At 74.4% G+C, this 24,696-nt stretch carries 22 protein-coding genes and 2 riboswitches; of the genes, 15 read left to right on the plus strand and 7 right to left on the minus strand.

The features are described from left to right. Window positions 1-5: 5 nt before the first annotated feature. The 3 genes from ACFPL3_RS27425 to ACFPL3_RS27435 are packed head-to-tail and all read right to left on the minus strand — an operon-like array spanning window position 6 to window position 2,870. Entirely contained in the window at window positions 6-1,364 is a 1,359-nt protein-coding gene (locus tag ACFPL3_RS27425; protein ID WP_343944117.1) for an L-serine ammonia-lyase, read from the minus strand. A 5-nt stretch (window positions 1,365-1,369) separates the two neighbouring features. After that, a complete protein-coding gene (locus tag ACFPL3_RS27430) occupies window positions 1,370-2,653 on the minus strand; it encodes a serine hydroxymethyltransferase (RefSeq protein WP_343944118.1) in 1,284 nt (427 codons plus the stop codon). A 1-nt stretch (window position 2,654) separates the two neighbouring features. Next, window positions 2,655-2,870, minus strand: a complete 216-nt coding sequence (locus tag ACFPL3_RS27435; RefSeq protein ID WP_343944119.1) for a glycine cleavage system protein H — start codon at window positions 2,868-2,870, stop codon at window positions 2,655-2,657. A gap of 42 nt (window positions 2,871-2,912) precedes the next feature. After that, window positions 2,913-3,016, minus strand: a riboswitch (glycine riboswitch). After that, window positions 3,017-3,126, minus strand: a riboswitch (glycine riboswitch). It abuts the riboswitch before it with no gap. Between the two features lie 106 nt (window positions 3,127-3,232). On the opposite strand from ACFPL3_RS27435, the gene ACFPL3_RS27440 reads away from it, so the two are divergent. After that, window positions 3,233-4,198, plus strand: a complete 966-nt coding sequence (locus tag ACFPL3_RS27440) for a GlxA family transcriptional regulator (RefSeq protein ID WP_343944120.1) — start codon at window positions 3,233-3,235, stop codon at window positions 4,196-4,198. A gap of 95 nt (window positions 4,199-4,293) precedes the next feature. Here ACFPL3_RS27440 and ACFPL3_RS27445 read toward each other — a convergent pair whose 3' ends face one another. Together ACFPL3_RS27445 and ACFPL3_RS27450 are read right to left on the minus strand one after the other, a co-directional pair. Continuing rightward, entirely contained in the window at window positions 4,294-5,004 is a 711-nt protein-coding gene (locus ACFPL3_RS27445) for a DJ-1/PfpI family protein (protein ID WP_343944159.1), read from the minus strand. An 81-nt stretch (window positions 5,005-5,085) separates the two neighbouring features. Continuing rightward, a complete protein-coding gene (locus tag ACFPL3_RS27450) occupies window positions 5,086-5,877 on the minus strand; it encodes a LysR family transcriptional regulator (protein ID WP_343944121.1) in 792 nt (263 codons plus the stop codon). Between the two features lie 100 nt (window positions 5,878-5,977). On the opposite strand from ACFPL3_RS27450, the gene ACFPL3_RS27455 reads away from it, so the two are divergent. Next, window positions 5,978-6,736, plus strand: coding sequence for an NADPH-dependent F420 reductase (locus tag ACFPL3_RS27455; protein WP_343944122.1), 759 nt, complete (start codon window positions 5,978-5,980; stop codon window positions 6,734-6,736). A 509-nt stretch (window positions 6,737-7,245) separates the two neighbouring features. On the opposite strand, the gene ACFPL3_RS27460 is transcribed toward ACFPL3_RS27455, so the two are convergent. Beyond that, window positions 7,246-8,091, minus strand: a complete 846-nt coding sequence (locus tag ACFPL3_RS27460; protein WP_343944123.1) for a helix-turn-helix domain-containing protein — start codon at window positions 8,089-8,091, stop codon at window positions 7,246-7,248. A gap of 84 nt (window positions 8,092-8,175) precedes the next feature. Between ACFPL3_RS27460 and ACFPL3_RS27465 the strand changes: the two genes are divergently transcribed. From ACFPL3_RS27465 to ACFPL3_RS27525, 13 genes are all read left to right on the plus strand, one after another. Then, a complete protein-coding gene (locus ACFPL3_RS27465; protein WP_343944124.1) occupies window positions 8,176-8,946 on the plus strand; it encodes an SDR family NAD(P)-dependent oxidoreductase in 771 nt (256 codons plus the stop codon). Window positions 8,947-8,951: 5 nt separating this feature from the next. Beyond that, the gene (locus ACFPL3_RS27470) at window positions 8,952-9,728 is read left to right on the plus strand and encodes an alpha/beta fold hydrolase (protein WP_343944125.1); all 777 of its coding nucleotides are present in this window, start codon (window positions 8,952-8,954) and stop codon (window positions 9,726-9,728) included. Window positions 9,729-9,957: 229 nt separating this feature from the next. Further along, the gene (locus tag ACFPL3_RS27475; protein ID WP_343944126.1) at window positions 9,958-11,355 is read left to right on the plus strand and encodes an MmgE/PrpD family protein; all 1,398 of its coding nucleotides are present in this window, start codon (window positions 9,958-9,960) and stop codon (window positions 11,353-11,355) included. 2 nt (window positions 11,356-11,357) lie between these two features. Beyond that, window positions 11,358-12,497, plus strand: coding sequence for a CapA family protein (locus ACFPL3_RS27480; RefSeq protein ID WP_343944127.1), 1,140 nt, complete (start codon window positions 11,358-11,360; stop codon window positions 12,495-12,497). Next, window positions 12,488-13,429 carry an ABC transporter permease gene (locus ACFPL3_RS27485; RefSeq protein ID WP_343944128.1) on the plus strand — a complete coding sequence of 314 codons (942 nt, stop codon included), beginning with the start codon at window positions 12,488-12,490 and terminating at the stop codon, window positions 13,427-13,429. The genes ACFPL3_RS27480 and ACFPL3_RS27485 overlap by 10 nt, the downstream gene beginning before the upstream one ends. Then, the gene (locus tag ACFPL3_RS27490; protein WP_343944129.1) at window positions 13,426-15,333 is read left to right on the plus strand and encodes a dipeptide/oligopeptide/nickel ABC transporter permease/ATP-binding protein; all 1,908 of its coding nucleotides are present in this window, start codon (window positions 13,426-13,428) and stop codon (window positions 15,331-15,333) included. Before ACFPL3_RS27485 ends, ACFPL3_RS27490 begins: the two co-directional genes overlap by 4 nt. Further along, window positions 15,320-16,147, plus strand: coding sequence for an ABC transporter ATP-binding protein (locus tag ACFPL3_RS27495; protein WP_343944130.1), 828 nt, complete (start codon window positions 15,320-15,322; stop codon window positions 16,145-16,147). Before ACFPL3_RS27490 ends, ACFPL3_RS27495 begins: the two co-directional genes overlap by 14 nt. After that, window positions 16,144-17,721 (plus strand): ABC transporter substrate-binding protein, encoded by a 1,578-nt coding sequence (locus ACFPL3_RS27500; RefSeq protein ID WP_343944131.1) that lies wholly within the window; start codon window positions 16,144-16,146, stop codon window positions 17,719-17,721. The genes ACFPL3_RS27495 and ACFPL3_RS27500 overlap by 4 nt, the downstream gene beginning before the upstream one ends. After that, window positions 17,718-19,286, plus strand: coding sequence for a carboxylesterase/lipase family protein (locus ACFPL3_RS27505; protein WP_343944132.1), 1,569 nt, complete (start codon window positions 17,718-17,720; stop codon window positions 19,284-19,286). The genes ACFPL3_RS27500 and ACFPL3_RS27505 overlap by 4 nt, the downstream gene beginning before the upstream one ends. Further along, window positions 19,283-20,578 (plus strand): alpha/beta hydrolase domain-containing protein, encoded by a 1,296-nt coding sequence (locus ACFPL3_RS27510; protein ID WP_343944133.1) that lies wholly within the window; start codon window positions 19,283-19,285, stop codon window positions 20,576-20,578. The genes ACFPL3_RS27505 and ACFPL3_RS27510 overlap by 4 nt, the downstream gene beginning before the upstream one ends. Next, window positions 20,575-21,777 carry a cytochrome P450 gene (locus tag ACFPL3_RS27515; protein WP_343944134.1) on the plus strand — a complete coding sequence of 401 codons (1,203 nt, stop codon included), beginning with the start codon at window positions 20,575-20,577 and terminating at the stop codon, window positions 21,775-21,777. The genes ACFPL3_RS27510 and ACFPL3_RS27515 overlap by 4 nt, the downstream gene beginning before the upstream one ends. After that, window positions 21,767-22,948, plus strand: coding sequence for an alpha/beta fold hydrolase (locus tag ACFPL3_RS27520; RefSeq protein ID WP_343944135.1), 1,182 nt, complete (start codon window positions 21,767-21,769; stop codon window positions 22,946-22,948). The genes ACFPL3_RS27515 and ACFPL3_RS27520 overlap by 11 nt, the downstream gene beginning before the upstream one ends. Continuing rightward, window positions 22,938-23,954, plus strand: coding sequence for a PaaX family transcriptional regulator (locus ACFPL3_RS27525; RefSeq protein WP_343944136.1), 1,017 nt, complete (start codon window positions 22,938-22,940; stop codon window positions 23,952-23,954). The genes ACFPL3_RS27520 and ACFPL3_RS27525 overlap by 11 nt, the downstream gene beginning before the upstream one ends. Here the strand turns inward: ACFPL3_RS27525 and ACFPL3_RS27530 are convergent. Beyond that, on the minus strand, window positions 23,926-24,696 hold the full coding sequence (locus ACFPL3_RS27530; RefSeq protein ID WP_343944137.1) for an IclR family transcriptional regulator: 771 nt from the start codon (window positions 24,694-24,696) through the stop codon (window positions 23,926-23,928). The genes ACFPL3_RS27525 and ACFPL3_RS27530 overlap by 29 nt on opposite strands.

Below are 24,696 nucleotides of genomic sequence, written 5' to 3' on the forward strand. Positions count from 1 at the left end.
CGGCCTCAGCACTCGACGACGTTCACGGCGAGCCCCCCGCGCGACGTCTCCTTGTACTTGACCTTCATGTCGGCGCCGGTCTCGCGCATCGTCTTGATCGCCTTGTCCAGCGAGACGACGTGGGTGCCGTTGCCGTGCGTGGCCAGGCGGGCGGCGTGGATCGCGGTGGTGGCGGCCACGGCGTTGCGTTCGATGCAGGGGATCTGCACGAGGCCCCCGACCGGGTCGCAGGTGAGGCCGAGGTGGTGCTCGATGCCGATCTCGGCGGCGTTCTCGACCTGCTCGGGGGTGCCGCCGACGACCTCGGTGAGCCCGGCAGCGGCCATGGCGCACGCCGAACCGACCTCGCCCTGGCAGCCCACCTCGGCACCGGAGATCGACGCGTTGCGTTTGATGATCGACCCGATGGCGCCCGCCGTCAGCAGGAACCGCACCACGCCCGCGTCGTCCGCGCCCGGGACGAACCGCCGGTAGTAGTGCAGCACGGCCGGCACGATCCCGGCCGCCCCGTTGGTCGGGGCCGTCACCACCCGGCCGCCGGAGGCGTTCTCCTCGTTCACCGCGATGGCGAACACGCTCACCCAGTCCAGCACGTCGAGCGGGTCGCCGGTGCGCCCGCGCTCCTCGAGACGCGCGCGCATGCCGGGCGCGCGGCGGCGCACCGCCAGCCCGCCCGGCAGCACGCCGGAGCGGCTGGTGCCGTTGGCCACGCACTCCTGCATGACGCCCCAGATCCGCAGCAGCTCCGCGTCGATGGTGGCGTCGGCGCGCCAGACGCGCTCGTTGCGGCGCATCAGCTCGCTGATCGGCAACCCGGTCTCGGCGCAGCGGCGCAGCAGCTCGTCCCCCGAGCCGAACGGATACGGGAGCGCGGTGCGGTCCTCGGTGACACCGCCGTCCTCGTCGCGGATGAACCCGCCGCCCACCGAGTAGTAGGTGCGGGCGCGGATCTCCGCGGCGCCGTCGAACGCGCGGAAGACCATCCCGTTCGGGTGCCCCGGCAGGGCCCGCCGCCGGTGCAGCACGAGGTCGTCGCGCTCGGTGAAGGCGACCTCGTGGTGCGGCGAGAGCCGCAGGCGGCCGCTCTCGCGCACCGCTGCCACCAGCGCGGGCGCGGCCGCGGTGTCCACGGTCTCGGGCAGCTCCCCGAGCAGGCCCAGCACCACCGCCGGGCCGCTGCCGTGCCCGTGGCCGGTGGCGCCGAGGGAACCGAACAGCTCGGCCTTGACCCGGGTGGTGCGCCCCAGCAGGCCGTCGGCGGTCAGGCCTGCCACGAAGGTGCGGGCGGCCCGCATCGGGCCCACGGTGTGGGAGCTCGAGGGCCCGATGCCGATCGAGAAGAGGTCGAACACGCTGACGGCCACGGCGCTCACCCCGCGCGGACGAGGTCGGCGTAGAGCGGCCGGCGAGCCGTGAGGTCCGCGACCCGGGCCCGCAGCCCAGCGCCCCGGGCGGCGTCGAAGCCCGGCAGCAGCGCCTCGGCCACGACGTCGGCCACCTCCGTGAAGTCCGCCGCGTCGAACCCGCGGGTGGCCAGCGCCGGGGTGCCGATCCGCAGCCCCGAGGTGACCATCGGCGGGCGCGGGTCGAACGGCACGGCGTTGCGGTTGACGGTGATCCCCACGTCGTGCAGCCGGTCCTCGGCCTCCTTGCCGGTGAGCTGCGCGTCGACCAGGTCGACGAGCACGAGGTGCACGTCCGTGCCACCGGTGAGCACGCGGACGCCCGCGTCCGCGCAGTCGGGGCGGCCGAGCCGCTCGGCGAGGATCCGGGCGCCTTCGAGGGTGCGCTCCTGGCGCTCCCGGAACTCCGGCGAGCCCGCGATGCGCAGCGCCACGGCCTTGGCCGCGATCACGTGCTCGAGCGGGCCGCCCTGCTGCCCGGGGAACACCGCCGACGCGATGCGCTTGGCGTGCTCGCGCCTGGCGAGGATCAGCCCGCCCCGCGGGCCGCCGAGCGTCTTGTGGGTCGTGGTGGTCACGACGTCGGCGTACGGCACCGGGCTCGGGTGCAGGCCGGTGGCCACCAGGCCGGCGAAGTGGGCCATGTCGACCATCAGGAACGCCCCGACCTCGTCGGCGATCCGGCGGAACGCGGGGAAGTCGAGCGTGCGCGGGTAGGCCGACCACCCCGCGACGATCAGCTTCGGCCGCTCGCCGCGCGCCACCCGCTCGACCTCGGCCATGTCGACGAGACCGGTGTCGCGCTCGACGTGGTAGGACGACACCGCGTAGAGCCGGCCGGAGAAGTTGAGCCGCATCCCGTGCGTCAGGTGCCCGCCGTGGGCCAGGTCGAGGCCGAGGATGCGGTCACCCGGCTCGAGGAAGGCGGCCATCGCGGCGGCGTTGGCCTGGGCGCCGGAGTGCGGCTGCACGTTGGCGTACTCGGCGTCGAACAGCTGCCGCGCGCGGTCGATGGCGAGCTGCTCGATCACGTCGACGTGCTCGCAGCCCCCGTAGTAGCGCCGCCCCGGGTAGCCCTCGGCGTACTTGTTGGTGAGGACCGACCCCTGGGCCTCCAGCACCGCGGCGGGCGCGAAGTTCTCCGACGCGATCATCTCGAGCGCGTCGCGCTGTCGCCCGAGCTCGGCGTCCACGGCCAGGGCGACCTCCGGATCGATCTGCTCGAGCGTGGCCAGCAGCTGTGGGTCCATCTCAGTCCTCCTCGACGAGTCGGCGGTACGTGGCGGCGTCGTGCAACCCGTCCGGCGCGGAGACGCAGAACAACCAGCCGTCGCCGTACGGGTCCTCGTTGACGACCTCCGGCCGGTCGACGAGGTCGTGGTAGGGCACGGGCATGGCCCAGCCGGCGAAGGCAGCACCGAGCGCGGCGTGGGTGTCGTGCGAGGGGGATCGGACGGACGACGACATGCGGGCTCCCCGACGATGCGCGCCCGGCGGGGTGCCGGGGCGGGAGCCCCCTCTGTCGTGAGCCTGAGAGTTTCACCGGACCCGCAGACCGGGTGCCGATTTTCACCGTGGGCGAGGCGTGTCGGACGCCTGCTTTCCAGAGTGGCCTCGCCCGAGCGGTGTGGGTGCCTGAGAGATTGGCGGGGTCTTGCTCCTCCGGCGCCCGCCACCCCGTGCGCCGTGGCGCTGGGGCGCGGGACTCTCCCGCCCGGGTTCGAACGGCCCGATGTGCTGTTGTGGATCGGGACGCTAGCGGGCCGCGCCACGCGCGTCCACCACCGCGAACCAGTGGCCGAGGAAGGACCGGGTGATACTTTCCGGCCGTGCACCGCGTTGCGGCCCTCGCCCTCGACGGTCTCGTCCTGCTCGACTTCGGGGCGATCTCGCAGTTCTTCGGGCACCGCCACCGCGACCCCGAACCGGAGAACTACGAGCTCGTCGTGTGCACGGAGGGCGGCGGCCCGGTCACCTCGGCCTGCGGCGCCGCCGTCGGCGGGCACGGCGACCTGGACGTCCTCGAGCAGGCCGACACCGTCATCGTTCCCGGCTACGGCCCGATCCTCGAGCCGCTGCCGGAACGCACGGCGTCCGCGCTGCACGCCGCCGCGGAGCGGGGCTGCCGCATGGTGTCGATCTGCACGGGAGCGTTCGCGCTCGGGCACGCCGGCCTGCTCGACGGCCGCCGCGCCACCACCCACTGGGCCGTCACCGCCGACCTGCGCAGGTTGTTTCCGACCGCCACCGTGGAGGACAACGTCCTCTACGTCGACGACGGCCGGCTCCTCACCTCGGGCGGCGTCGCGGCGGGGATCGACCTGTGCCTGCACATCGTGCGGTCCGACTTCGGTGCCGAGGTGGCGAACAAGATCGCTCGGCGCACGCTGGTGGCCCCGCACCGGGCGGGTGACCAGGCCCAGTTCGTCGAGTACGGCCACCGGCCCGCCGAGCCCGCCGACATCGACATGGCCCGCCTCCTGAGCTGGGTGGAGGAACGGCTCGACCGCCCGCTGAGCGTCGCGGAGATGGCCGGGCACATCGGGTACAGCACCCGGTCGTTCAGCCGCCGGTTCCAGGCGCAGTTCGGCACGTCCCCGTGGCGGTGGGTGGCCCGGCAGCGGATCCTGCGGGCGCGGCAACTGCTGGAGTCGTCCGACCTCACCGTGGAGCAGATCGCGGCCCGCTGTGGTTTCGAGACCACCGTGGCCTTCCGCAGGAGGTTCCGTGAGCTGGTGCACGTGTCGCCCTCGGACTACCGCCGCGCCTTCCGCACCAGGTCCGAGGCCTCCTGACAGCGTGCCCCTTACGCCGGCAAGGTGGCTTTGCCGGCCGATTACGCCAGTAAAGCCACCTTGCTGGCATACGGGGTGGGGCTGCGCGGCGGGGGTCAGGTCGTCAGGGCCACCCCGAGCTGCTCGGCCACGCGGCGCGCGGTGGCCTCCCGGCGGGCGGTCAGTTCGGCCACCCCGTCCCGGGCGGCCGCGAGGACGTCGGCGGGTGCGGTCTCGGGCGTGCCGCTGTCGAACGGCGGCTCGGGCGCGTACTGTATCGCCAGCTGGATGCGCTGGGCGGCGGGCACCCCGCGCAGTTCGGCGGCGAGCTGGAGGGCGCCGTCGATGCCCGCCGTCACGCCGCCCGCGAAGACCCAGTTGCCGTCGACCACCACGCGCTCGGGCACCACGGTGGCGCCGAAGTAGGGGAGCAGGTGCAGGGCCGACCAGTGGGTGGTGGCCCGGCGGCCGCGGAGCAGCCCGGCCGCGCCGCAGATCAGGGCGCCCGTGCACACCGAGAGGACGGCCTTCGCGCCCTCGGCCTGCGCACGGACCCAGCCCAGCACCTCCTCGTCGGCCATGAGCGCCTCCTGGCCGTACCCGCCGGGCACGTGCAGGACGTCCAGCTGCGGGGCGTCAGCCAGGGGCGCGTCGGGGGACAGCCGGAGCCCGTGGATGTCGCGCACCGGGTCGGTGGTCTTCGCGTACACGGAGAAGGTGGAGTTCGGGATCTGCGACAGCACCTCGAACGGCCCGGTGAGGTCGATCTGGTCGAGCCCCTCGAACAGCAGGGAACCGATCGTCAGGTGGTGGTCGCGCGGGATCATCGGCACAGCGCCAGTGTCGGCGGGCCGCGAGGGGCGTCGGGAGTGGCCGGAAGGACGACTGTCGATACTTTCCGGCCTGGCTCACGCCGGTTCGCTCAGGCCGACCAGGTGTGCGATGCGCGGGTCGTGCGAGTCGGCGGGCCACGCCAGCAGGACGTCGATCACGGGCAGGCCGGTGACGGGCACGGCGACGACGTGCTCACCGGTCCGGTCGACGGCGCTGTCACCGACCACCGCGATCAGCTGTCCGGTGGCCACGAGGTCGACCAGGGCGTCCAGGCCGAGGGCCGGGAGGTCGGCGGTGTAGGCCGGGTCGTGGAGCAGCGCGGAGGCCGGCACCGCGTCCTGCTCCGCGAAGGGGTGGTCGGCCGCGACGAGCGCCACCGGCCGCTCGGTGGTGACGTGGTGGGTGTCGAGGCCGGTGAGCTCCTCCGCGGAACAGACCAGCGCGACGTCGGCCCGGCCCTCGCGCACCGCGGCCGTCTGCTCCCGGGTGAAGACGAACTCGACGGTGTCGCGGCCGTGGTGGGCGATGTAGTCGCGGACGACCTCCCGCAGCAGGCCGGACCCGGCTCCGGGTGGGGTGGCGATCCGCAGCACGCCGCACCCGACCTGCTGGGCCCGCGTGACCGCGCGGTCGAGGGAGCTCAGGGTGGCGCGCGCCTCGGTGCGGAACGCGCGCCCGGCTGCCGTCAGCTCCACCCGGCGGCTCGTCCGGTCGAACAGGGTGGTGCCCAGCCGCCGCTCGAGCTGCGCGATCGCCCGGGACAGCGGAGGAGGCGCGATCCCGAGCCGCTCCGCCGCCCGGGCGAAGTGCAGCTCGTCGGCAACCGCGAGGAAGTACTCGAGCTCGCGGACCTCGATCCGACCCATGACCGCCACGGTAATGCCCGGTACCCAGCTCGTCATCGCGCCCGATCGTGCCCGGCCGGAGCATGGGCCGGAGCAGACCGTGAATTCTGGAAGGACGACCGTGAAGATCGGCATCATCGGCACCGGCAGCATCGGGGCCGAGCTCACACGCAAGCTCAGTGCGGCCGGACACGCGGTGCAGGTCGCGAACACGCGCGGGCCGCAGAGCACGGCGCAGCTCGCGGCAGAGGCGGGGGCCACCCCGGTCACGCTCGACGAGGTCGGTGCCGGCGTCGACGTCCTCGTCACGTCGATCCCGTTCGCCCGCATGCCGGACATCAAGCCGATCGTCGACCGCCTCCCGAGCTCCGTGCCGGTCGCCGACACGTCGAACTACTACCGCCACCGCGACGGCCGCATCGAGGAGATCGACAACGGCACGGCGGAAGGCATGTGGGTCGAGCAACAGCTCGACCGCCCGGTCGTCCGCGCGTGGAACTCCGTCGTCCAGAGCACGCTCCAGACCAAGGCCAGGCCGAAGGGCGCCCCCGACCGCATCGCCGTGCCGGTCGCCGGTGGCGGCTGGCTCGCCAAGCGGCTCGTGATGGGCCTGGTCGACGACACCGGCTTCGACCCGGTCGACGCCGGCGACGTCGAGGACACCTGGCGCATCCAGATGGCCGCACCGGCCTACTGCACCGACCTGAACGCCGAGCAGCTGGAGAAGGCGCTCGGGCTCGCCGACCGCGACGCCGTCCTGGCGCGGCGCGAGGCCGTGCTGTCGATCATCGAGTCCTGGGATCACGGCGAGTCGTTCTTCGACGACCTCGTGGCGCTCAACCGCGCCGCGGCGGGGCTGTCCCGCCTCCTCGGCCGCTGAGCCACGGCCGAGCGGACCTGCGGGTCGATCCGGTGGAGCTGGAAGAGGTCGAGGCCGAGGCGCCGCACACCTGTTGGACGAACGGCACCCTCGTACCTCTCTATCGGACGAGGGTGCCGTTCGTACTTCGGGGCTGCCGCGGATTGGCGGCGTTGGCGCGGTTTCGGGCGCCCCTCGCTCGGTCTGGTGGAGACGGGCTGCATCCGGCCCAGGCGCTCTGTCGGGCTTTGTCACGGAGACATCCGTTGGCATGTGGCGCGTTGCGCGTTGCGGTGATCGACGGGGCCGGGGCGAGCCGTGGTGCGAGGCCGGACGGGGCATGATCGCTGCGAGACCGCGCTGAACGCCCTGGCGAGGGCGATCTCCTTCATCTCGGAGCGATCATGGGGTCCTGATCGCTGCGGGATCGTGCGGAGCGCCCTCGTGGGGGCGGATTCGCGCATCTCGGAACGATCAGCAGCCGCGGGTCCGCCCGACTGAGGGCGGGGCCCGAGAGCGCACCCGTTGGCTCAGCTGTGCGACGACTGCGGTTGCGCGTTCCCGGTGGCGTTCGCGCTGAGGCCGGCGAGCAGGGTCAGCTTCTCGGCGTCGGCGGTGCTGGGCGGGGCGTTGTAGACCGACAGGTGCTGGCCGGGTGCGCTGGCGACGGAGAACATCTCGAAGTGCAGCCGGATCTCCCCGACGTCGGGGTGGTGGAAGTGCTTGTCGTCGTTGGTCCGCGGGCGGACCTCGTAGCGGGCCCACAGCGCGGCGAAGGCGGGGCTGCGCGAGGTCAGGGCGTCGACGACCTGATCGGTGCGCCGGTCCGGCACCGCGGTGGCGGCGCGCAGGTTGCGCACGGCGACGGCCGCGGCGTTGTCCCAGTCGGCGTAGAACTCGCGCGCGTACGGGTCCAGGAAGATCATCCGCAGGAGGTTGTCGAAGCGCGCGAAGCCGCGGTACAGCGTCTGCGCCACGGCGTTGGCGGCGAGGATGTCCTGCCCGGGGCCTACGACGAAGGCCGGGACGCCGTGCATCTGCTCCAGGAGCTGCTGCAGCGCGGGCGCCACCGCGGCGGTGGTGGTGCCGGGCAGCCGGGGTGCGGGCAGGCCGATCCGCAACATGTGCAGGGTGGCGGCCTCGTCGAGGCACAGGGCACGCGCGAGGGCCTCGAGCACCTGCTGCGACGGATTCCGCTCCCGGCCCTGCTCGAGGCGGATGTAGTAGTCGGTGCTGACCCCGGCCAGGACCGCCACCTCCTCACGGCGCAGCCCCGGCACCCGTCGGCTCGCGTCCGCGGGCAGGCCCACGTCGGCCGGGGTGACCAGCGCCCGGCGGGCGGTGAGGAACTCGCCCAGCGCGTTGTGCCGGTCCATGTCCGTGACAGTACTGGCCGGACGGGCACGGGTGGGTGTCGCGCACCCTCCCGACCTGCTCGGGTCGTTCTTAGCGTCGCTGACATGACCGAGACAGAACCCCTGGGCGGCGCGGTGGCGCTGGTGACCGGGGCGAGCAGCGGGATCGGCGCGGCGACGGCGGAACACCTGGCAGAGCTCGGGGCGACGGTCGTCCTCAGCGCCCGGCGGCGGGACCGCCTGAGCTCCCTGGTCGAGCGCATCGAGTCCCGCGGGGGACGGGCGGCCGCCTTCGTGGCGGACGTCGCCGACGAGGCGCAGGCCCGCGCGGCCGTCGAGCACGCAGTCGAGCGCTTCGGTCGGCTCGACATCGCCGTGGCCAACGCCGGCGTCATGCTGCTGGGCCCGCTGGCCGACGCCGACACCGGGGACTGGCGGCGGATGATCGGGCTGAACACGCTCGGCGTGATGTACACGGCCCACGCCGCGCTCCCGCACCTCCTCGACGCCGCGGAGAACGGTCCGCGCCGGATCGCCGATCTGGTGCTGACCAGCAGTACCGCCGGCCGCCTGGTCCGGGAGGGCAGCGGCGCCTACAACGCGAGCAAGCACGCCGTCGGCGCGTTCGGCGAGGCGCTGCGCAGGGAGGTCACCCGCCGGCACGTGCGGGTGGCGCTGATCGAGCCCGGGGCCGTGGTGACCGAGCTCGCCGAGCACAACCGGCCGGGGATCCGCTCCGGCATCCGCGACCGCTACGCGCGGATGGAGACCCTGCGCGCCGAGGACGTGGCCGAGTCGATCGGGTTCATCGTCACGCGGCCCCGGCGGGTGGCGGTCAACGAGATCCTCGTCCGCCCCACCGAACAGCAGGAGTGACCGCCGTGTTGCTGCCCCACGACGACGCGGGCGACGGCCGCACCGTCGTCCTGTTGCACGCGCGGCCGACCGACCGGCGGATGTGGCGCGAGCACCTCCCGCTCCTGGGCGCCGCGGGCTACCGGGCGATCGCCCCCGACCTCCCCGGCTACGGCGGGGCCGTGCTGCCCGAGCGGCACGAGACGCCGCCCGCGCACGACGTGCTCGAGACGCTCGACCACCTGGGCGTGGACCGGTTCGCCCTGGTCGGCAACTCGCTCGGCGCGCTGGTCGGGCTGCAGACGGCGCTCGCCGCACCGGATCGCCTCGACGGCCTGCTGCTGATCGGCTACCGCCGGCACGACCAGCCCGCATCCGACCTGCTCGACCGCGCCTGGGAGCAGGAGCGGACCGCGCTCGCGGCAGGTGACCTCGACGGAGCGGTGCGCGCCGGGGCCGACGCCTGGCTGTCCCCCGAGGCCCCACCGGAGACCCGGGCGCACGTCGCCGAGATGCTGCGCGGCAACCTGGAGCTGCGGCGGGCGCACGGCGAGCCGCCCCGGGCCGCCGACCCGACACCGGCTGAACTGCGACAGCTCGACGGCCGGGTGACGGTCGCGGTGGGCGAGCAGGACATGCCGGACTTCCACACCGGCGGCGCGGTGCTGGCCGAGGCCACCGGCGCAGGTCAGGTCGTCGTGGTGCCCGGTGCCGCGCACCTGGTGCCGCTCGACCAGCCACTGTGGACCTGCGGCCTGGTCCAGGGCCTGTTGCACCGCAGCGCCCGCGGATCGAGGACATGATCGTTGTTCCGGCGCGAAACCCGACGCTACGCGTCGGAAAACGCACCAGACCGGCGATCATGGCCTCGTCGTGGCCGCGGCCCTGGGCGCTCGGAGGATGCTCGGCGCCGCCGGGAGACCATCTCGGACCGCGATAGGCGACAGAAGTTCGTCCGGTCGCACCGTTGACAACCACCTTTCACCCTGCCAGCCTTCATCAGGCTTCCTGATGATTGGGCGGAGGGTGCACGTGGGTGTGCGCAGCGCGCGGGGCGTGTCCCGGCAGCTCGCCGACGTCGTCGTGGGCTGCTCGGAGCGGCAGGTGCCCGGCGCCGCGAAGGAGGCCGCGGCCCGCTCCTTGCTCGACGCCGTGGGCGTCTCGCTGGCCGCGACGGGACTCGGGGAGGGCACCGCGGCCTTCAGCGATCTGGTCCGTGCGGAGGCGGGGCACGGGGCGAGCACCCTGTTGTGGGACCACTCCCGGGTGCCTGCGGCCGCCGCGGCCTTCGCCAACGGGGCGCTCGCCCACGCGCTGGACTTCGAGGACGCGGTGGACGGCCTCGCGGCGCACCCGAACGCGCAGGTCGTGCCCGCGGTGCTGGCGCTCGCCGAGGAGCACGACACCACCGGGGCCGAGCTGCTCGCGGCCGTGGCCCTCGGCTGCGACGTCACCTGCCGGGTCGCCGAGCTCGCGGGCGAGCGGATGGCGCGGCGGGGCTGGTACCCGCCGCCCGTCGTCGGCGCGATCGGGGCGACGGTGGCGGGCGCTGTCGTCGCCGGGCTGACCGCCGGGCAGGCGGTCGACGCGCTGTCGCTGGTGATCTCGCAGAGCACGGCCAGCGGCGAGGTCAAGAACAGCCCGGACAGCGTGATCCGCGGGATCCGGGACGCGTTCGCCGCACACGCGGCGGTGCGCGCGGTGCAGCTCGCAAGCCGTGGGGTGCGCGGGTTCGCTGCCCCGCTCGAGGGCGAGGCGGGCTTCCTCGCCACGTTCGCGGGTGCCGGCCTCGACGCGAACCGGCTGCTCGACGGCCTGGGTGAGGACTTCCGGGGCACCGCGGTGAGCTTCAAGGCCTGGCCGAGCTGCCGGGGCACCCACGCGTTCGTCGACGCCGCGCTGCGGCTGCGGGCGGAGGTGGACCTCGACGCGGTCGAGGCGATCGAGCTCGTCGGCGCGCCCGTCAACCGGATGCTCGCCGAGCCGCTCGCGGCCAAGCGCGCCCCGCGCACGACGATCGACGCGAAGTTCAGCCTGCCGTTCACGGTGGCGCTGGCGCTGGTCGACGGCCGGGTCGGCCTCGGCTCCTTCGCCCGCGATCAACTGAGTCGGCCCGACCTGCTCGCGGTGGCGCGGAAGGTGTCGTTCCGCCCCGAGCCCGCGTGGGACACCCCGGCCCGCATGACCTCCGGCCGCCTCACCCTGCGCCACGCCGACGGCCGCGCGCACGTGCTCGAGGTCGCCCGGCCGCCGGGTGGCCCGGACGCGCCGATGAGCACGGACGCGCTGGTGGCGAAGTTCGTCGACTGCGCCGCGCACGCGGTGCACCCGCCCGCCGACCCCGAGGACATCGCCACTCAGCTGCTCGGCATCGGCTCCGCCCCGTCCGTGCGCGATCTGTTCGCGCGCGCGTTCCCCAGGAGTAGGTGACCATGCCCGTCGAAGTCCTGTTCGTCGGCGACCTGATGCTCTCCGCGCCCGACCCGGCGCGGTTCTTCGCGCCCTCGCGGGAGATCCTCACGGGCGCCGACCTCGCCGTCGGTCACCTGGAGTGGCCGCACACCGAGCGGGGGCAGGTGTGCGTGGTGGACATCCCCGCCCCGGCGAACCCGCCGGGCCACCTCGACGCCGTGGCGGACGCCGGGTTCGGCGTGCTCACGATGGCGAGCAACCACATGTTCGACCAGGGTCCGAACGGCGTGGCCGACTCGATCGCCGCCGTGCGGGCCCGCGGCATGGAACCGGTCGGCGCCGGCATGACGATCGAGGAGGCCCGTCGCCCGGCCATCGTGAGCAGGGACGGCGTCACGTTCGGTTTCCTGAGCTACAACGCCGTGGGGCCGCGGGAGTCGTGGGCGACGACGGTGAAGGCCGGGGTCGCGCCGATCCGGGTGCTCAACCACTACGAGCTCGACGTCGCCTCACCGGGCAGCGCGCCCGCGGAGTTCACCAGCGTGGAGCAGGAGTCCGAGGAGGCGATGCGGGCCGACATCGCGGCCCTCGCGGCGACCGTCGACGTCGTGTGCGTGTCGATCCACAAGGGGATGGGCTTCGTCCACGCGACGCTGGCGTCCTACGAGCGGCCGCTCGCGCGCGCCGCCGTCGACGCGGGCGCCGACGTCGTGATCGGCCACCACGCCCACATCCTGCGTGGTGTCGAGGTGTACCGGGGTCGCCCGATCTTCCACGGGATCAACCACTTCGTGCCGGCCTACACCGCCGACACCGACCCGCTCGGCGGGAAGCGGCCGCGGCCGCGCAGGGCCCCGAGCATCGGCTTCTTCACCCCGGACCCCGGGCAGGCGCCGTTCCCGTTCCCCCGCGACTCCCGGCACACGATGATCGCGCGGGTCGCGGTCGACGACGACGGGATCGTCGAGGCCGGATTCATCCCCTGCTACCTCGACCCCGACTCGGTGCCGGTGCCGTGCCACGGCGCCGACGCGGACGCCACGGCCGACTACGTCGAGTGCATCACCCGCGACGCCGGGCTGTCCGCCGAGTTCGTCCGGCGCGGGCAGCACGTCACCTTCCTCGACCGCCCCGCTGCCGGGGAGCGCGCATGGGCATGATCGTCCTGCGGCGGCTGGTGTTCGCCATCCCGCTGTTGTTCGCCGTCTCGCTGGTGACGTTCACGCTGATCGCGATCGCGCCGGGCGACGCGGCCCGGGTGCTCGCCGGGCCGGAGGCGACGCCCGCCGAGTACGAGGCGCTGCGGCAGGAGCTCGGGCTCGACGACCCGTTCGTCGTGCAGTACGGGAACTGGTTGTCGGGCGCGCTGCAGGGCGACCTCGGCACCTCCATCGTCAACGGGCAGGACGTCGCGCAGGCGCTCAACCAGCGGCTCGGCGTGACGCTGTCGATCGTGATCCCCGCGGTGGTGATCTCGTCGCTGCTCGGCATCCTGATCGGCTGCCTCAGCGCCCACCGCGGCGGGTGGCTCGCCCGGCTGGTCGACACCACGGCGGTGGTCGGCAACGCGTTGCCGAACTTCTGGATCGCGCTGGTGCTCGTGACGCTGTTCGCGGTGACGGTGCCGCTCTTCCCGGCGATCGGCTACGTCGGGCTGACCGACTCGCCGGCGGGGTGGGCGCGCTCGCTCACGCTGCCGGTTCTGAGCATGGTGATCGGCGGCCTCGCCGGCACGGCGAAGCAGACCCGCGACGCCATGCTCACCGGCCTCTCGGCCGAGTACACGCTCGCGCACCGGGCGGACGGGGTGAGCGAGCGCGCCATCGTCTACCGGCACGCGCTGCGCAACTCGGCCGCGCCGATCATCGCGATGGTCGGCCTCCACTTCGTCGGGGCCCTGGGCGGCACCGTGCTGGTGGAGAGCATCTTCGGACTGCCCGGCCTGGGTGGGCTCGCGGTGAGCTCCACCGCCACCCACGACATCCCGACGATCCAGGGCGTCGTCATCTACTTCGCGGTGCTCGTCGTCCTGGTCAACCTCGTCCTGGACCTGACCTACCGCCGGATCAACCCGAAGGTGGCGCTGCGATGAGCGCACCCACGCTGACGCCCGCCCGGCGCCCCGGCCTCCTGGCGCGGTTCCTCCGCAAGCCGGTGGCCGTCGTCGCCGCCGCGTTCCTGATCCTGCTGGCCCTCGCGTGCGTGGCGGCGCCGCTCGTCGCGCCCTACGGCGAGAGCGAGGCCGTGCTCGCCGACGCCTCGTCCGGCCCGTCGGCCGCTCACCTGCTCGGCACCGACAAGCTCGGCTACGACGTCTTCAGCCGGTTGCTCCACGGCGGCGCACACACCCTCGGCCCGGCCGCCCTCGCAGTGGTGATCGCCTGTCTGGTCGGGGTGCCCGTCGGGATGGCCTCGGGCTTCCGGGGCGGGCGGCTGGACCGGGTGGTCGGCTGGGTGCTCGACGGGGTGCTGTCCATCCCGTCGACGATCTTCCTGCTCGCGGTGCTCGCCGTCTTCCCGCACGACCTGACCGTGGCGATGGCCTTCTTCGGCCTGCTGATCTCGCCGCCGGTCGCGAAGGTGGTGCGCTCGGTGGTGCTCGGTGTGCGCGCCGAGCAGTACATCGACGTTGCCCGGGTGAGCGGCATCAGCGACGTGGGGATCATCTGGCACCACGTGCGCTCGAAGCTCGCCGGTGTGGTCGTGGTGCAGCTGACGCTGGTGGCCGGCGTGTCGATCCTCGCCCAGAGCGGCCTGGAGTTCCTCGGCCTCGGCCCGCAGCCGCCGACGCCGACCTGGGGCAACCTGGTCGGCACCGCCGCCGACTCCATCCACCAGCAGCCGTGGCTGCTCGTGCCGACCGGTGGCCTGATCGCGCTCGTCGTGCTCGCGCTGTGGTCCGTGGGCGACGGCCTGCGCGACGCGCTCGCCGAGCGGTGGCAGGGCCCGCCCACCACCCGCGGCCGCCGCAGCGCACCCGTCCCGGCCGCGGCGCGGCCGAGGCCGGTGCCCACTGCCGACGGGGTGCTGGTGCTCGACGGGCTGACCGTGAGCTTCGGCGACGGCGCGGGCCGCACGCCGGTGGTCCAGGACGTCGCCGTGAGCATCGCGGCGGGGGAGACGGTGGCGCTGCTCGGGGAGTCGGGCTGCGGCAAGAGCGTCACCGCGCGGGCGGCCGCTGGCCTGCTGCCCGGCGCCGCGAAGGTCGACGCGGGCTCGGTGGTGTTCGACGGCACCACCCACGACCTGGCCGGGCCCGGCGCCGACCTCCCGCGCGGCGCCGGCATCGCGATGATCTTCCAGGAGCCCGTGGCGGCCCTCGACCCGTCGCTCACCGTCGGGGCCGTCCTCACCGGCTCGGTCCGCCGCCACACCGGGTCGGACCGCGCCGCGGCGCGGGCCCGGGCGCTGGAGCTGCTGGAACAGGTCGGCATCCGCGACCCGGAGTCGGTGCTCGGGCGCTACCCCCACGAGCTCTCCGGCGGCATGGCGCAGCGCGTCTGCATCGCCCGCGCGCTCGCCGGCAACCCGAAGGTGCTCATCGCCGACGAGCCGACGACCGCGCTCGACGTCACCGTGCAGGAGGGCGTGCTGGACCTGCTGCGCGAGCGGCAGGCGGAGACCGGGCTGGGCATCCTGTTCGTCACGCACGACTGGGGCGTGGTCGCCGACATCGCGACGCGCTGCGTGGTGATGTACGCGGGCCAGGTCGTCGAGGTGGCAGGGGTGGACGACCTGTTCGCCGACGCCCGGCACCCGTACTCCCGCGCGCTGATGGCCGCGAACCCCGCGGCCGCCCACCCGGGTGAGCGCCTCACCGCGCTCCCGGGCCGGGTGCCCGCGCCGTCCGAGTGGCCGGTCGGCTGCCGGTTCCAGGCCCGCTGCCCGTGGGCCACCGAGGAGTGCGGCCGCGCGCCGATCCCGCTCACGACCTGCGCCGACGGGCGCCAGGTCCGGTGCGTCCGCTGGGAGGAGGTCGCCGGTGCCGGGATCTGAGCTCGCGCTCGACGTCGAGGGCGTCTGCATCGACTACGGCCCGAAGAAGCGCCGCGTCCGCGCCGTGGAGGACGTCTCGCTCGCGGTGGCGGCGGGGGAGACCGTCGGCCTCGTGGGGGAGTCCGGTTCGGGGAAGACCTCGGTGGCGATGGCCGCGCTGGGGCTGGTGCCGCTCAGCGCGGGCCGCATCCGCGTGGGCGGCCGCACCGTCGACCCGCGGCAGCGGGGGAGCGTGGTGGCGGCCGGGGCGCAGGCGGTCTTCCAGAGCCCCTACAGCTCGCTGGACCCCGCGCTGCCGATCCGCGCGATCCTCGCCGAGGCGGTCACCCACCTGCGGCTGCCACGCCGCGAGGTCGGCGCGCGCGTGCGCACCGTGCTGGAGGAGGTCGGGCTCGACGAGCGGGCCGCCGAGCGCTACCCGCGGGAGTTCTCCGGCGGGCAGCGCCAGCGCATCGCGATCGCCCGGGCGATGATGGCCCGCCCCCGGCTGATCATCTGCGACGAGCCCACCAGTGCCCTCGACCTGTCCGTGCAGGCACAGGTGGCCAACCTCCTGATGGACCTGCAGGAACGGCACGGCATGAGCTACCTGGTCATCAGCCACGACCTCGCGCTGGTGCACCACCTGGCGGCCCGCATGTACGTCATGCACCGGGGCCGCATCGTGGAGGCGGGACCCGCCTCCGAGGTCTACCGATCGCCGCGGGACCCGTACACGAGGGCGCTCATCGAGGCCGCCCCGCTCCCGGATCCCGCGGCCCAACGTCGACGGCGGATGCGGGCCGCCCCGTCAGAGGTGGAGTTGCAACGATGACGTCGTTCACGCGCAGCGTGGTGCGGAGACCGGCGCTGGCACTGGCCGCGCTCGCCCTCGCGGTCGGGTCGCTCACGGGCTGCGGAGGTGCGTCCGCCGCGGGCGGCGACACCACGCTGGACATCCAGTTCGCCGGTCCCCCGATCACCGGCCTGGACCCGGCGAAGTCGGGCGGCGGGGGGTCGATGATCTACAGCACCCTCGCCTACGACCCCCTGATCTTCATGCAGCCCGACGGCACGCTGGTGCCGGACCTTGCCGAGTCGTGGCGGTGGGCCGACGACGGGTACACGGCGTTCGAGCTGACGCTGCGCACCGGGGTGAAGTTCAGCGACGGCACCGAGATGACCGCCGAGGGCGTCGCGCAGTGGCTGAAGTACTTCAAGGAGGGCAAGGCCACGCAGAGCTCCAACCTGGCCACGATGACCGAGGCCCGGGCCGTGGACGCCACCACCGTGCAGATCACGCTGAGCGAGCCGGACCCCGACTTCCCGGCGCTGCTGTCCCAGCAGTACCCCACCGGGCTGGTGGCCGCTCCCGCCGGGATGAACGAGCCGGGGTCGCTGGACGCCGCGACCAACGGCACCGGCCCGTACACGCTCGATCCGGCCGAGACGGTGACCGGCGACCACTACACCTACGTGCCGAACCCGCACTACTGGAACCCGAACGGGATCGTCTACGACAAGGTCGTCGTCCACGTGATCTCGGACCCGAACACCATCGTGTCCGCGATGTCGGCGGGGCAGCTCGACATCGCCCTCGGTAGCCCGAGCACGGCCACGACCGCCGAGAGCGCCGGGATCGAGGTGCAGTCGGTGCCCGGCCGGGTCGTCGGCCTCTATCTGCTCGACCGCGAGGGCACCCTCGCGCCGGAGCTCGGTGACGTGAAGGTCCGGCAGGCGATCAACTACGCCATCGACCGCGAGTCGATCTCCGCGGCGCTCAACCCCGACGGCTTCGCCGACCCCACCTCGCAGATGGGCCTGCCCCAGCAGGTGGGGTTCGACCCGGCGCTGGACACGATCTACCCCTACGACCCGCAGAAGGCGCGGCAGCTGCTCGCCGAGGCCGGTCACCCGGACGGCATCTCCTTCGAGGTGACCTGCGCGTCGGTGCTCAACCTCTGCCCTTACGCCCAGGCGGTGGCCACTTCCCTGGCGAGCGCCGGGATCACCATGACCATCAACGAGGAGTCGGAGGTCTCCTCGTTCAACCAGAAGTTCGCCGGCGGAGAGGCACCCGCCGTGATGTTCCAGTCCGCAGGCCCGGCGTTCCGCATGGCGCGGGGCCTGACCCGCCCGGACGTGCTCGCCAACCCCTTCGACACGCAGGACCCCGAGATCGAGGCGGCCTACCAGCAGCTCGCGACGACCGGGGAGGACGCGGCCGGGCCCGCCTGGCAGGCGCTGGTGCGGCTGTTGGCCGACAGGGGCTGGTTCGCGCCTGTCGAACGCCCGCACACCGTGGTGTTCTCGAAGGGCGTCGACAACGTCACCGTGACCGAGCGCTTCCCCGGCTACTACGCGGCGATCGACCCCACCGGCACGCACACCTGGAGGCCCGCACCATGACGCTCGCAGGGACGACGACCGCGGACACCACGCGGGGCAAGGTCGAGGGCACGGTCGAGGACGGTGTGCACCGGTTCCTCGGCATCCCGTACGCCGCACCGGTGAGCGGGGCGGGCCGGTTCCTGCCGCCGCGACCCGCCCCGGGGTGGACCGGCGTGCGCCCCGCGGCCGAGCCCGGCCCGATCGCGCCGCAGTTCACCGTGCCGGGCCGCCCGGCACTCGCCGAGCCGGGCGAGGACTGCCTGGTGCTCAACGTGTGGACTCCCGCGCTCACCGGCGACCGGCCGGTGCTGGTGTGGATCCACGGCGGCGGGTTCTTCACCGGCACCGGCTACATGCCGCACACCGCCGGGGCGGCCCTCGCGAGCAGCGAGGACGTGGTGGTGGTGTCGCTGAACCACCGGCTGGGCCTGCTGGGGTTCCTGCACCTCGCCGAGCTGGGCGGGGCGGAGTGGGGGTTCGAGGCCAACCCCAGCATCCTGGACCTGGTGGCCGCGTTGGAGTGGGTGCGCGACAACATCGCGGGCTTCGGCGGCGACCCGGACCGCGTGACGATCTTCGGCCACTCCGGTGGGGGTGGCAAGGTCACCTCGCTGCTGACGTCCCCGGCCGCGCGCGGGCTGTTCCACCGGGCCGGGGTCCTCGGCGGGCCGCCGTTCGGCCTCAAGGATGCCGGCCGCGCCACGCTCGAGGCGGAGCGCGCGTTGCACATGCTCGACCTGGACCGCGCCGACCTGTCGGCGCTGCAGGACGTGCCGCTCGAGCGGCTGCTCGACGTGCAGGGCGAGCTCGGGGTCGGGCGGGGGCCCACCGAGAACAGCATGCGGTTCGCGCCGGTCCTGGGCACCCCGTCGGTGCCCGCTTCCCCCCAGGAGGCGCTGTCCGCCGGTGTCGGGGCCGACGTCCCGCTGCTGATCGGCACCGCGCTCGACGAGGCGCGCTTCATGCTCGCCACGCACCCGGGGTGGCTGGACCCCGGCGTGGACGTCGACGACGACACCGTGGTGCGCCTGGTCGAGCCGGGTGTCGACGACACCTCGGCCGCCGCAGGCGTCGTCGCCGGCTACCGGGCCCGGGCCGGGCGCGGCACCCGCAACGTCGACCTGCTGATGGACGTGCTCAGCGACCAGTTCACGGTGCGCTCGGCGCGGCTCGCCGACGCGCACCACGCGGGCGGCGGCCGGGTCCACAGCTACCTCTGCGACCTCAACCGGGACGAGCCGCTCGGGGCGTTCCACGGGATCGAGGTGCCGATCTTCTTCCGCACGGTTGGTGTCGGCCCGATCGGTGCCTCCGGACCCGCCCTGGACCGCGCCGCGGCGGTGATGGGCGGTGCGCTGGCCGCCTTCGCGCGCAGCGGGGACCCGGCCGACGGCACCGGTGCCGGGGTCGACTGGCCCGCCTACGAGCCCGCCGCCCGCACCCAGCTGCGGTTCGGCGACGACGGGTTCGAGGCGACCAGCCGGTTCGTCGACGAGCGGGTCGGCTGGTGGCACGGGGTGTCGACGTCCGGGCAGACCGATCCGTGGGGGCGGGCGTTCGCGGCCGCCGCGGATGCCGGGTGACGGCGCTGCCCGGTACGGACCTGCCGGGTGTGACGGCGCTCCCGGACGCCGGGCGGGCGTTCGGTGCGGGCGACGCCGGGGCCGGCTCCGGCCAGGAGGAGTTCCTCCTGGCGGGGATGGCCTGCGGCGAGCCGTTCCGGACGCGGGTGCTGGTGCGCCGCCCCGAGGTCACGCCGAGCGGGGTGGTCGTCGTGGAGCCGATGCACTTCGGCGGTGGCCGCCCCGTGTGGGACCACGCGCACGAGCAGCTGCGGCGCGCCGGCCACACCTGGCTCGAGGTCGCCTGCCAGACCACGCCCGCGTACCGGCGGATGATCCCCAGCGACCCGGACCGGTACGCGGGCATCCGGCTCGCCGGTACGCCGGCGGACGGTGGCCCGGAGGTGGAGCCCGGGACCGATCTCCGCCGGGCCTCCGACGCGTTCGCCCGCACGTGGTGGGAGAGCAGCCCGCAGCTGTTCGAGGTCCTCACCTCGGTGTTCGCGCTGCTGCGTGCGGGCGGGCTGCCGGGCGTGCGGGCGGAGACGATCGTGCTCGCGGGCGGCTCGCAGACCGGTGGCGTCGTGCGCCGCTACGCCCGGCTCGCCGCACCCGGCGGCCCGCTCGCCGGCGCGGCCCGCCCCGACGGGCTGCTGCCCCTGCACAGCGGCGGCAGCACGCTCCCGGCGGAGCTGGACCTGCCCACCGTGGAGCTGCTGGCCGAGTCGGAGATCGAGTCGGTGCGCTCGGCGGCGGGCCTGCCCGGCCAGGGCCGGGACCTCGCGCACCGGGACTGCGCGAGTCCCGCGTACCGCTGCTACGAGGTGCCCGGCATGGCCCACGTGGGCTCGCGCGACCACGCACCCGCCGCCGCCCCACCGCCCGGCTCGCGCTGGAGCCGCTTCCCGCACGCGCACGTGGTGCACGCGGTGCTCGAGGCGCTCATCGCGTGGATCCGCGACGGCCGGGAGCCCGTCCCCGCGCCGTGGCTGGAGACCGACTCCCGCGGCCTGCTGGTCCGCGACGCGCTGGGGCACCCGCTCGGCGGGCTGCGGCTACCAGCCGTGGAGGTACCGCTCGCGCGGATCCGGGTGATCACCGCGGGCGCGCACTGGGCGCGCGGGCACGAGTTCGCCCTGGACACCGACGACCTGCGGGTCCGGTACGGCAGCGCCGCGGCATACCTGCGCGCGGCGGGCGAGGTCCTGGACCGCCTCGTCGCACACCACCACCACCTGCGGGCGGACGCACAGCGCTGGCTCGCCGAGACCTCGACCGAGCTCGCGGCAACCTGGAGGAACCCACCATCGTGAACGCCCGGCACATCCCCGAGGACTTCGACCCGGTAGCGACCGACGACCCCGACGCGGTGCACGCGCTGTACCGGGACCTGCGCTCGCGCTGCCCGGTGGCCCACACCGACGCCTACGGAGGCTTCTGGGCGCTGACGACCCACCGGGAGGTGCGGGAAGCCGCCCTGGACGACGCGCGGTTCATCTCGTCGGTGAAGGCGGTGGTGCCCAGCGACCCGCGCGGGCTGCGGCGCCCACCGCTCAACTTCGACGCCCCGCGCCACACCCCCTTCCGCAAGGCTCTCGACGCCACGCTTTCGCGGCGCAGGCTCGCCGGGCTGGAACCCGCGCTGCGGGAGCACGCCGCCCGCGTGCTCACCCCCATGCTCGAACGGGGCTCGGGCGACATCGCGCAGGAGTTCGGCGCCCTCTACCCGGCTTGGGTGACGACGGAGTGGCTCAACCTCGACCCCGAGCTCGCCCCCGACCTCGCCGAGACGGCCGCGCGGTGGGTGCGGGCGTGGCGGTCGCAGGACGCCGAGGTCGTCAACGCCATGAGCGGCCGCATGTACGAGATGGCCCGGGCGCTCGTCGCCGACCGCCGGGAGCGACCCCGCCCGGTGGAGGAGGACCCGGCCAGCTCGCTGCTCGCCCAGCGGGTGGACGGCGAGCCGCTCGACGAGGAGCACATCGTCGGCGCGCTGCGCCAGTCGCTCGTGGTCGGCATGGTGGCTCCCCCGATCGTCGTCGGCTCGATCGCCACCCACCTCGGCACCGACCAGGAGCTGCAGCAGCGGCTGCGCGCCGAACCGGACCTCGTGCCCGCTGCGCTCGAGGAGTTCCTGCGGCTCTACGCGCCCTACCGGGGCTTCGCGCGCACGGTGGCCGAGCCGACCACGGTGCTCGACCGGGAGATCCTGCCCGGCGAGCCGGTCACCCTGACCTACGCGTCGGCCAACCGCGACGCGACCGTGTTCGACGAGCCCGACGAGTTCCGCCTCGACCGGCCCAACATCGCCGACCACCTCGCGTTCGGGCGGGGCCGCCACCGCTGCCCCGGTGCGCCGATGGCGCGGCTGATGCTGCGGGTCGCGCTGGAGGAACTGCTCGCGCGCACCGCGTCGTTCACCGCGGTCGGCTCCCGGGAGGGGGCGCGGATGCCCGAGCTCGGCATCGTCTCCTCCCACCTCGAGTTCGTCCTCCCCGGCGATGGGCGCTGACGGCTCGGCGGAGCCCTCCCTGCTCGCCGTGCCGCCGCGGCCGAACGGCACGGCGCTGGTCTACTGCCCGGGCTACGGCGCAGGCGCTGCCCCACCGCTCGCGCCGGCGGGGCTGCCCGTGTCGGCGCTGACCGAACGCGGGTACCTGCTGGCGGCCGTCCCGGGAGCGCCGGGCTGGTCGGTGACCGAGGGCATTCACGCCACGTTGTCCACGGTGGAGGCGCTGCGGCGCCGCCGCGACGTCGAGCGCTGCATCGTGTGGGGGCAGTCCATGGGCGGGCTGGTCGCGGTGGCGGTCGCCGAGGCCCCGGACGCCGGCGTGGACGGCGTGATCTCGCTCTGCGGGTCCGTGGCCGGGCCGGTCGCGATGCTGAACCAGGCGCTCGACGCCGCGTGGGCCGTCGCCGTGCTGGGCCGGTGGGAGAAGGTCGACCTCATCGGGGAGGAGCCGGACGCGCAGCGCGCCGCCCGGGCGCGCGCCCTGCTGCGGCAGACCCAGGAGACGGAGCTCGGGCGGGCCCGGATCGCGCTCGCCTCTGCCGTCGGGCAGCTGCCGACCTGGTCCCAGCCGGGCACGCCGCGGCCCACGACGCCGGCCGCACGGCAGCGGCAGCAGGCCGCGATCTTCGAGTGGGCGGTGTTCGCGCCGCGCAACGACATGCGCGCCCGCGCAGGCGGCACGTTCTCCTGGAACACCGGGGTCGACTACGCCGCCCAGCTGGCCCGCAGCGGGTACGGCGACCTGGTCGAATCGCTCTACGCCTCCTGCCGAGGCGATCTCCTCGCCGACCTGGACCGGCTCGCGGACGCCCCGCGGATCGCGGCCGACCCCCAGGCGGTGGCCCGGATGCACGCCATGATCACGCCCACCGGCCGGCTGCGGGTGCCGGCGCTCACCGTGCACCAGACCGGTGACGCCGCGCCGGTGGTCACGCAGGCGGTCGCCCACCGGGACGTCGTCGCAGCGGCGGGCCGCAGCGCCCTGCTCGCGCAGCGCTTCGTCGAACGGCCGGGCCACTGCCGGGAGTTGCCCGCCGAGCTGCTCGGGAGCATCGCCGAACTGGAACACCGGCTCGACACCGGGGACTGGCCCGAGCCCGCGCCCGGCCGGTGGGGGCCGCCGCCGGAGCACGGATTCCTGCGGCCGTCGGGTCCGCGCGATGGCCGCTGAGTCCGCGCCGGCGCGCCCGCCGCGCCCGCGCCTGGGCCCCGAACCGCAACGCCTGCTGATCATCGTGCTCGGGGACTACTGGTACTGGCGTCCCGAACCGGTCCCGTCCCAGGTGCTGGTCGCGGTGCTCGGGGAGTTCGGGATCACCGCGATGGGCGCCCGGGCCGCGGTGCGCAGGCTGACCCAGCGCGGGCTGGTGCGCCGCACCAAGACCGGCCGCACCACGTCGTACGGGATCCCCCTGCGACCGGCCGACGTCATCGTGGCGCGGTTGAAGACGCTGTTCGACGTCGCAGGCGAGACACCCTGGGACGGGCACTGGACCGGGGTGGCCTACTCGGTGCCCGAGGACGGCCGGGAGGCGCGCCGCAACCTGCGCGACGACCTGCGGCTGCAGGGGTTCGGCCCGCTGTTCGACGGCCTGTGGGTGTCGCCGTGGGACCGGCAGGTGCCCGCCCACTCCGCGCTCGAGCGGCACGGGGTGGGCGCCGCGACGGTCTTCCGCACCGAACTGGCCGGGATGGCGCAGGCGGAGATCGTGGCGCGCGCGTTCGACCTGCGCGATCCGGCCGAGCGCTACCGCAGGTTCGCCGAGCGCTACGAGCAGGTGCGCCGGCGGGTCCACGCGGGTGAGGTGGGGCCACGGGAGGCCCTGCGCGTGCGCACCGAGCTGACCGCCGAGTGGCGCTACGCCGAGCTGACCGATCCGCGGCTGCCCGCGGAGCTCCTCCCGCCCGACTGGCCCCGCGCGAGCGCTCGGGCGTGCTACAGGGACATCTACGACAGGCTCGCCGAGCCCGCGCTGCGGCGGTTCCGCGAGCTGCTCGGAGAGGTCGACCCGGCGCTCGCCGGGCTGGCCACGTTCCACACCAGCGAGTCGGTCCGCCGCCTTCCCGACGGGGTGGCGCCGCCCCGGGCGCAGGAGACCGAGTTCGAACGCGCCACCCGGGAGGATCGCGTCCGCTCGATGCGCCGGATCATCCCGCGGAACCCAGGGTCCGGGTGATCCCGGCGGACGCGACGCGCAGCGCGGAGACGATGCGCGGCCGGATGCGGCGCAGGTCGGGGACCACCAGCCCGAGCCCCGCCACGACCGTGCGCGGGGACTCGGAGGCACCCGCCGACCACACCGGAACGGCGAGCGAGCACGCGCCCTCGCTCATCTCCTCCACGGTCTGGGCGTAGCCGCTGCGGCGCACCCGGTCCAGCTGCGCGGCGAGGATGTGCGGCTGCGTGATGGTGTACGGGGTGATGCGGTGGAGGGAGCCGAGCACCTCGCGCTGCACCGCCTCGGGCGCCCACGCCAGCAGCACCTTGCCCACGCCGGTCGCGAACAGCGGGAGGCGTCCCCCGACCCGGCTCACCACCGGCACGGAGGCGTGGCCGGAGATCCGGTCGAGGTAGAGCGCCTCGGTGCCGTCGCGCTCGGCGAGGTGGACGGTGGCGTGCGTGGCGGCGTAGAGGTCCTGGAGGAACGGCGCCGCGGCGTGGCGCAGCTCGGTCTGCACGGGCGCGAGCAGGCCGACGTCCCAGAGCCTGCGCCCGATCACGTAGCGGTCGCCGCGGCGGTCGAGCCCGCCGAGCTCGACGAGCTCGCCCGCGAGGCGGTGGGCCGTGCTGCGGGGGAGGCCGGTGCGCGCCGTCAGCTCGCTCAGCGTCAGCGCGCGGTGGGTGGCGTCGAAGGCACTGAGGACGGCGAACACGCGCGAGGCCACGCCGGCTCCGGGCGTGGACAGGTTCCCCGGCAC

It is taken from the genome of Pseudonocardia zijingensis (genome assembly GCF_042657305.1).
Lineage (GTDB): Bacteria > Actinomycetota > Actinomycetes > Mycobacteriales > Pseudonocardiaceae > Pseudonocardia > Pseudonocardia zijingensis.

Coding starts and splice junctions, on each gene's coding strand:
- ACFPL3_RS27500 (WP_343944131.1), top strand. CDS start 16,144: ATGACGTCGTTCACGCGCAGCGTGGTGCGGAGACCGGCGCTGGCACTG.
- ACFPL3_RS27525 (WP_343944136.1), top strand. CDS start 22,938: ATGGCCGCTGAGTCCGCGCCGGCGCGCCCGCCGCGCCCGCGCCTGGGC.
- ACFPL3_RS27490 (WP_343944129.1), top strand. CDS start 13,426: ATGAGCGCACCCACGCTGACGCCCGCCCGGCGCCCCGGCCTCCTGGCG.
- ACFPL3_RS27485 (WP_343944128.1), top strand. CDS start 12,488: ATGGGCATGATCGTCCTGCGGCGGCTGGTGTTCGCCATCCCGCTGTTG.
- ACFPL3_RS27465 (WP_343944124.1), top strand. CDS start 8,176: ATGACCGAGACAGAACCCCTGGGCGGCGCGGTGGCGCTGGTGACCGGG.
- ACFPL3_RS27520 (WP_343944135.1), top strand. CDS start 21,767: ATGGGCGCTGACGGCTCGGCGGAGCCCTCCCTGCTCGCCGTGCCGCCG.
- ACFPL3_RS27480 (WP_343944127.1), top strand. CDS start 11,358: ATGCCCGTCGAAGTCCTGTTCGTCGGCGACCTGATGCTCTCCGCGCCC.
- ACFPL3_RS27460 (WP_343944123.1), bottom strand. CDS start 8,091: ATGGACCGGCACAACGCGCTGGGCGAGTTCCTCACCGCCCGCCGGGCG.
- ACFPL3_RS27445 (WP_343944159.1), bottom strand. CDS start 5,004: ATGATCCCGCGCGACCACCACCTGACGATCGGTTCCCTGCTGTTCGAG.
- ACFPL3_RS27430 (WP_343944118.1), bottom strand. CDS start 2,653: ATGGACCCACAGCTGCTGGCCACGCTCGAGCAGATCGATCCGGAGGTC.
- ACFPL3_RS27450 (WP_343944121.1), bottom strand. CDS start 5,877: ATGGGTCGGATCGAGGTCCGCGAGCTCGAGTACTTCCTCGCGGTTGCC.
- ACFPL3_RS27505 (WP_343944132.1), top strand. CDS start 17,718: ATGACGCTCGCAGGGACGACGACCGCGGACACCACGCGGGGCAAGGTC.
- ACFPL3_RS27435 (WP_343944119.1), bottom strand. CDS start 2,870: ATGTCGTCGTCCGTCCGATCCCCCTCGCACGACACCCACGCCGCGCTC.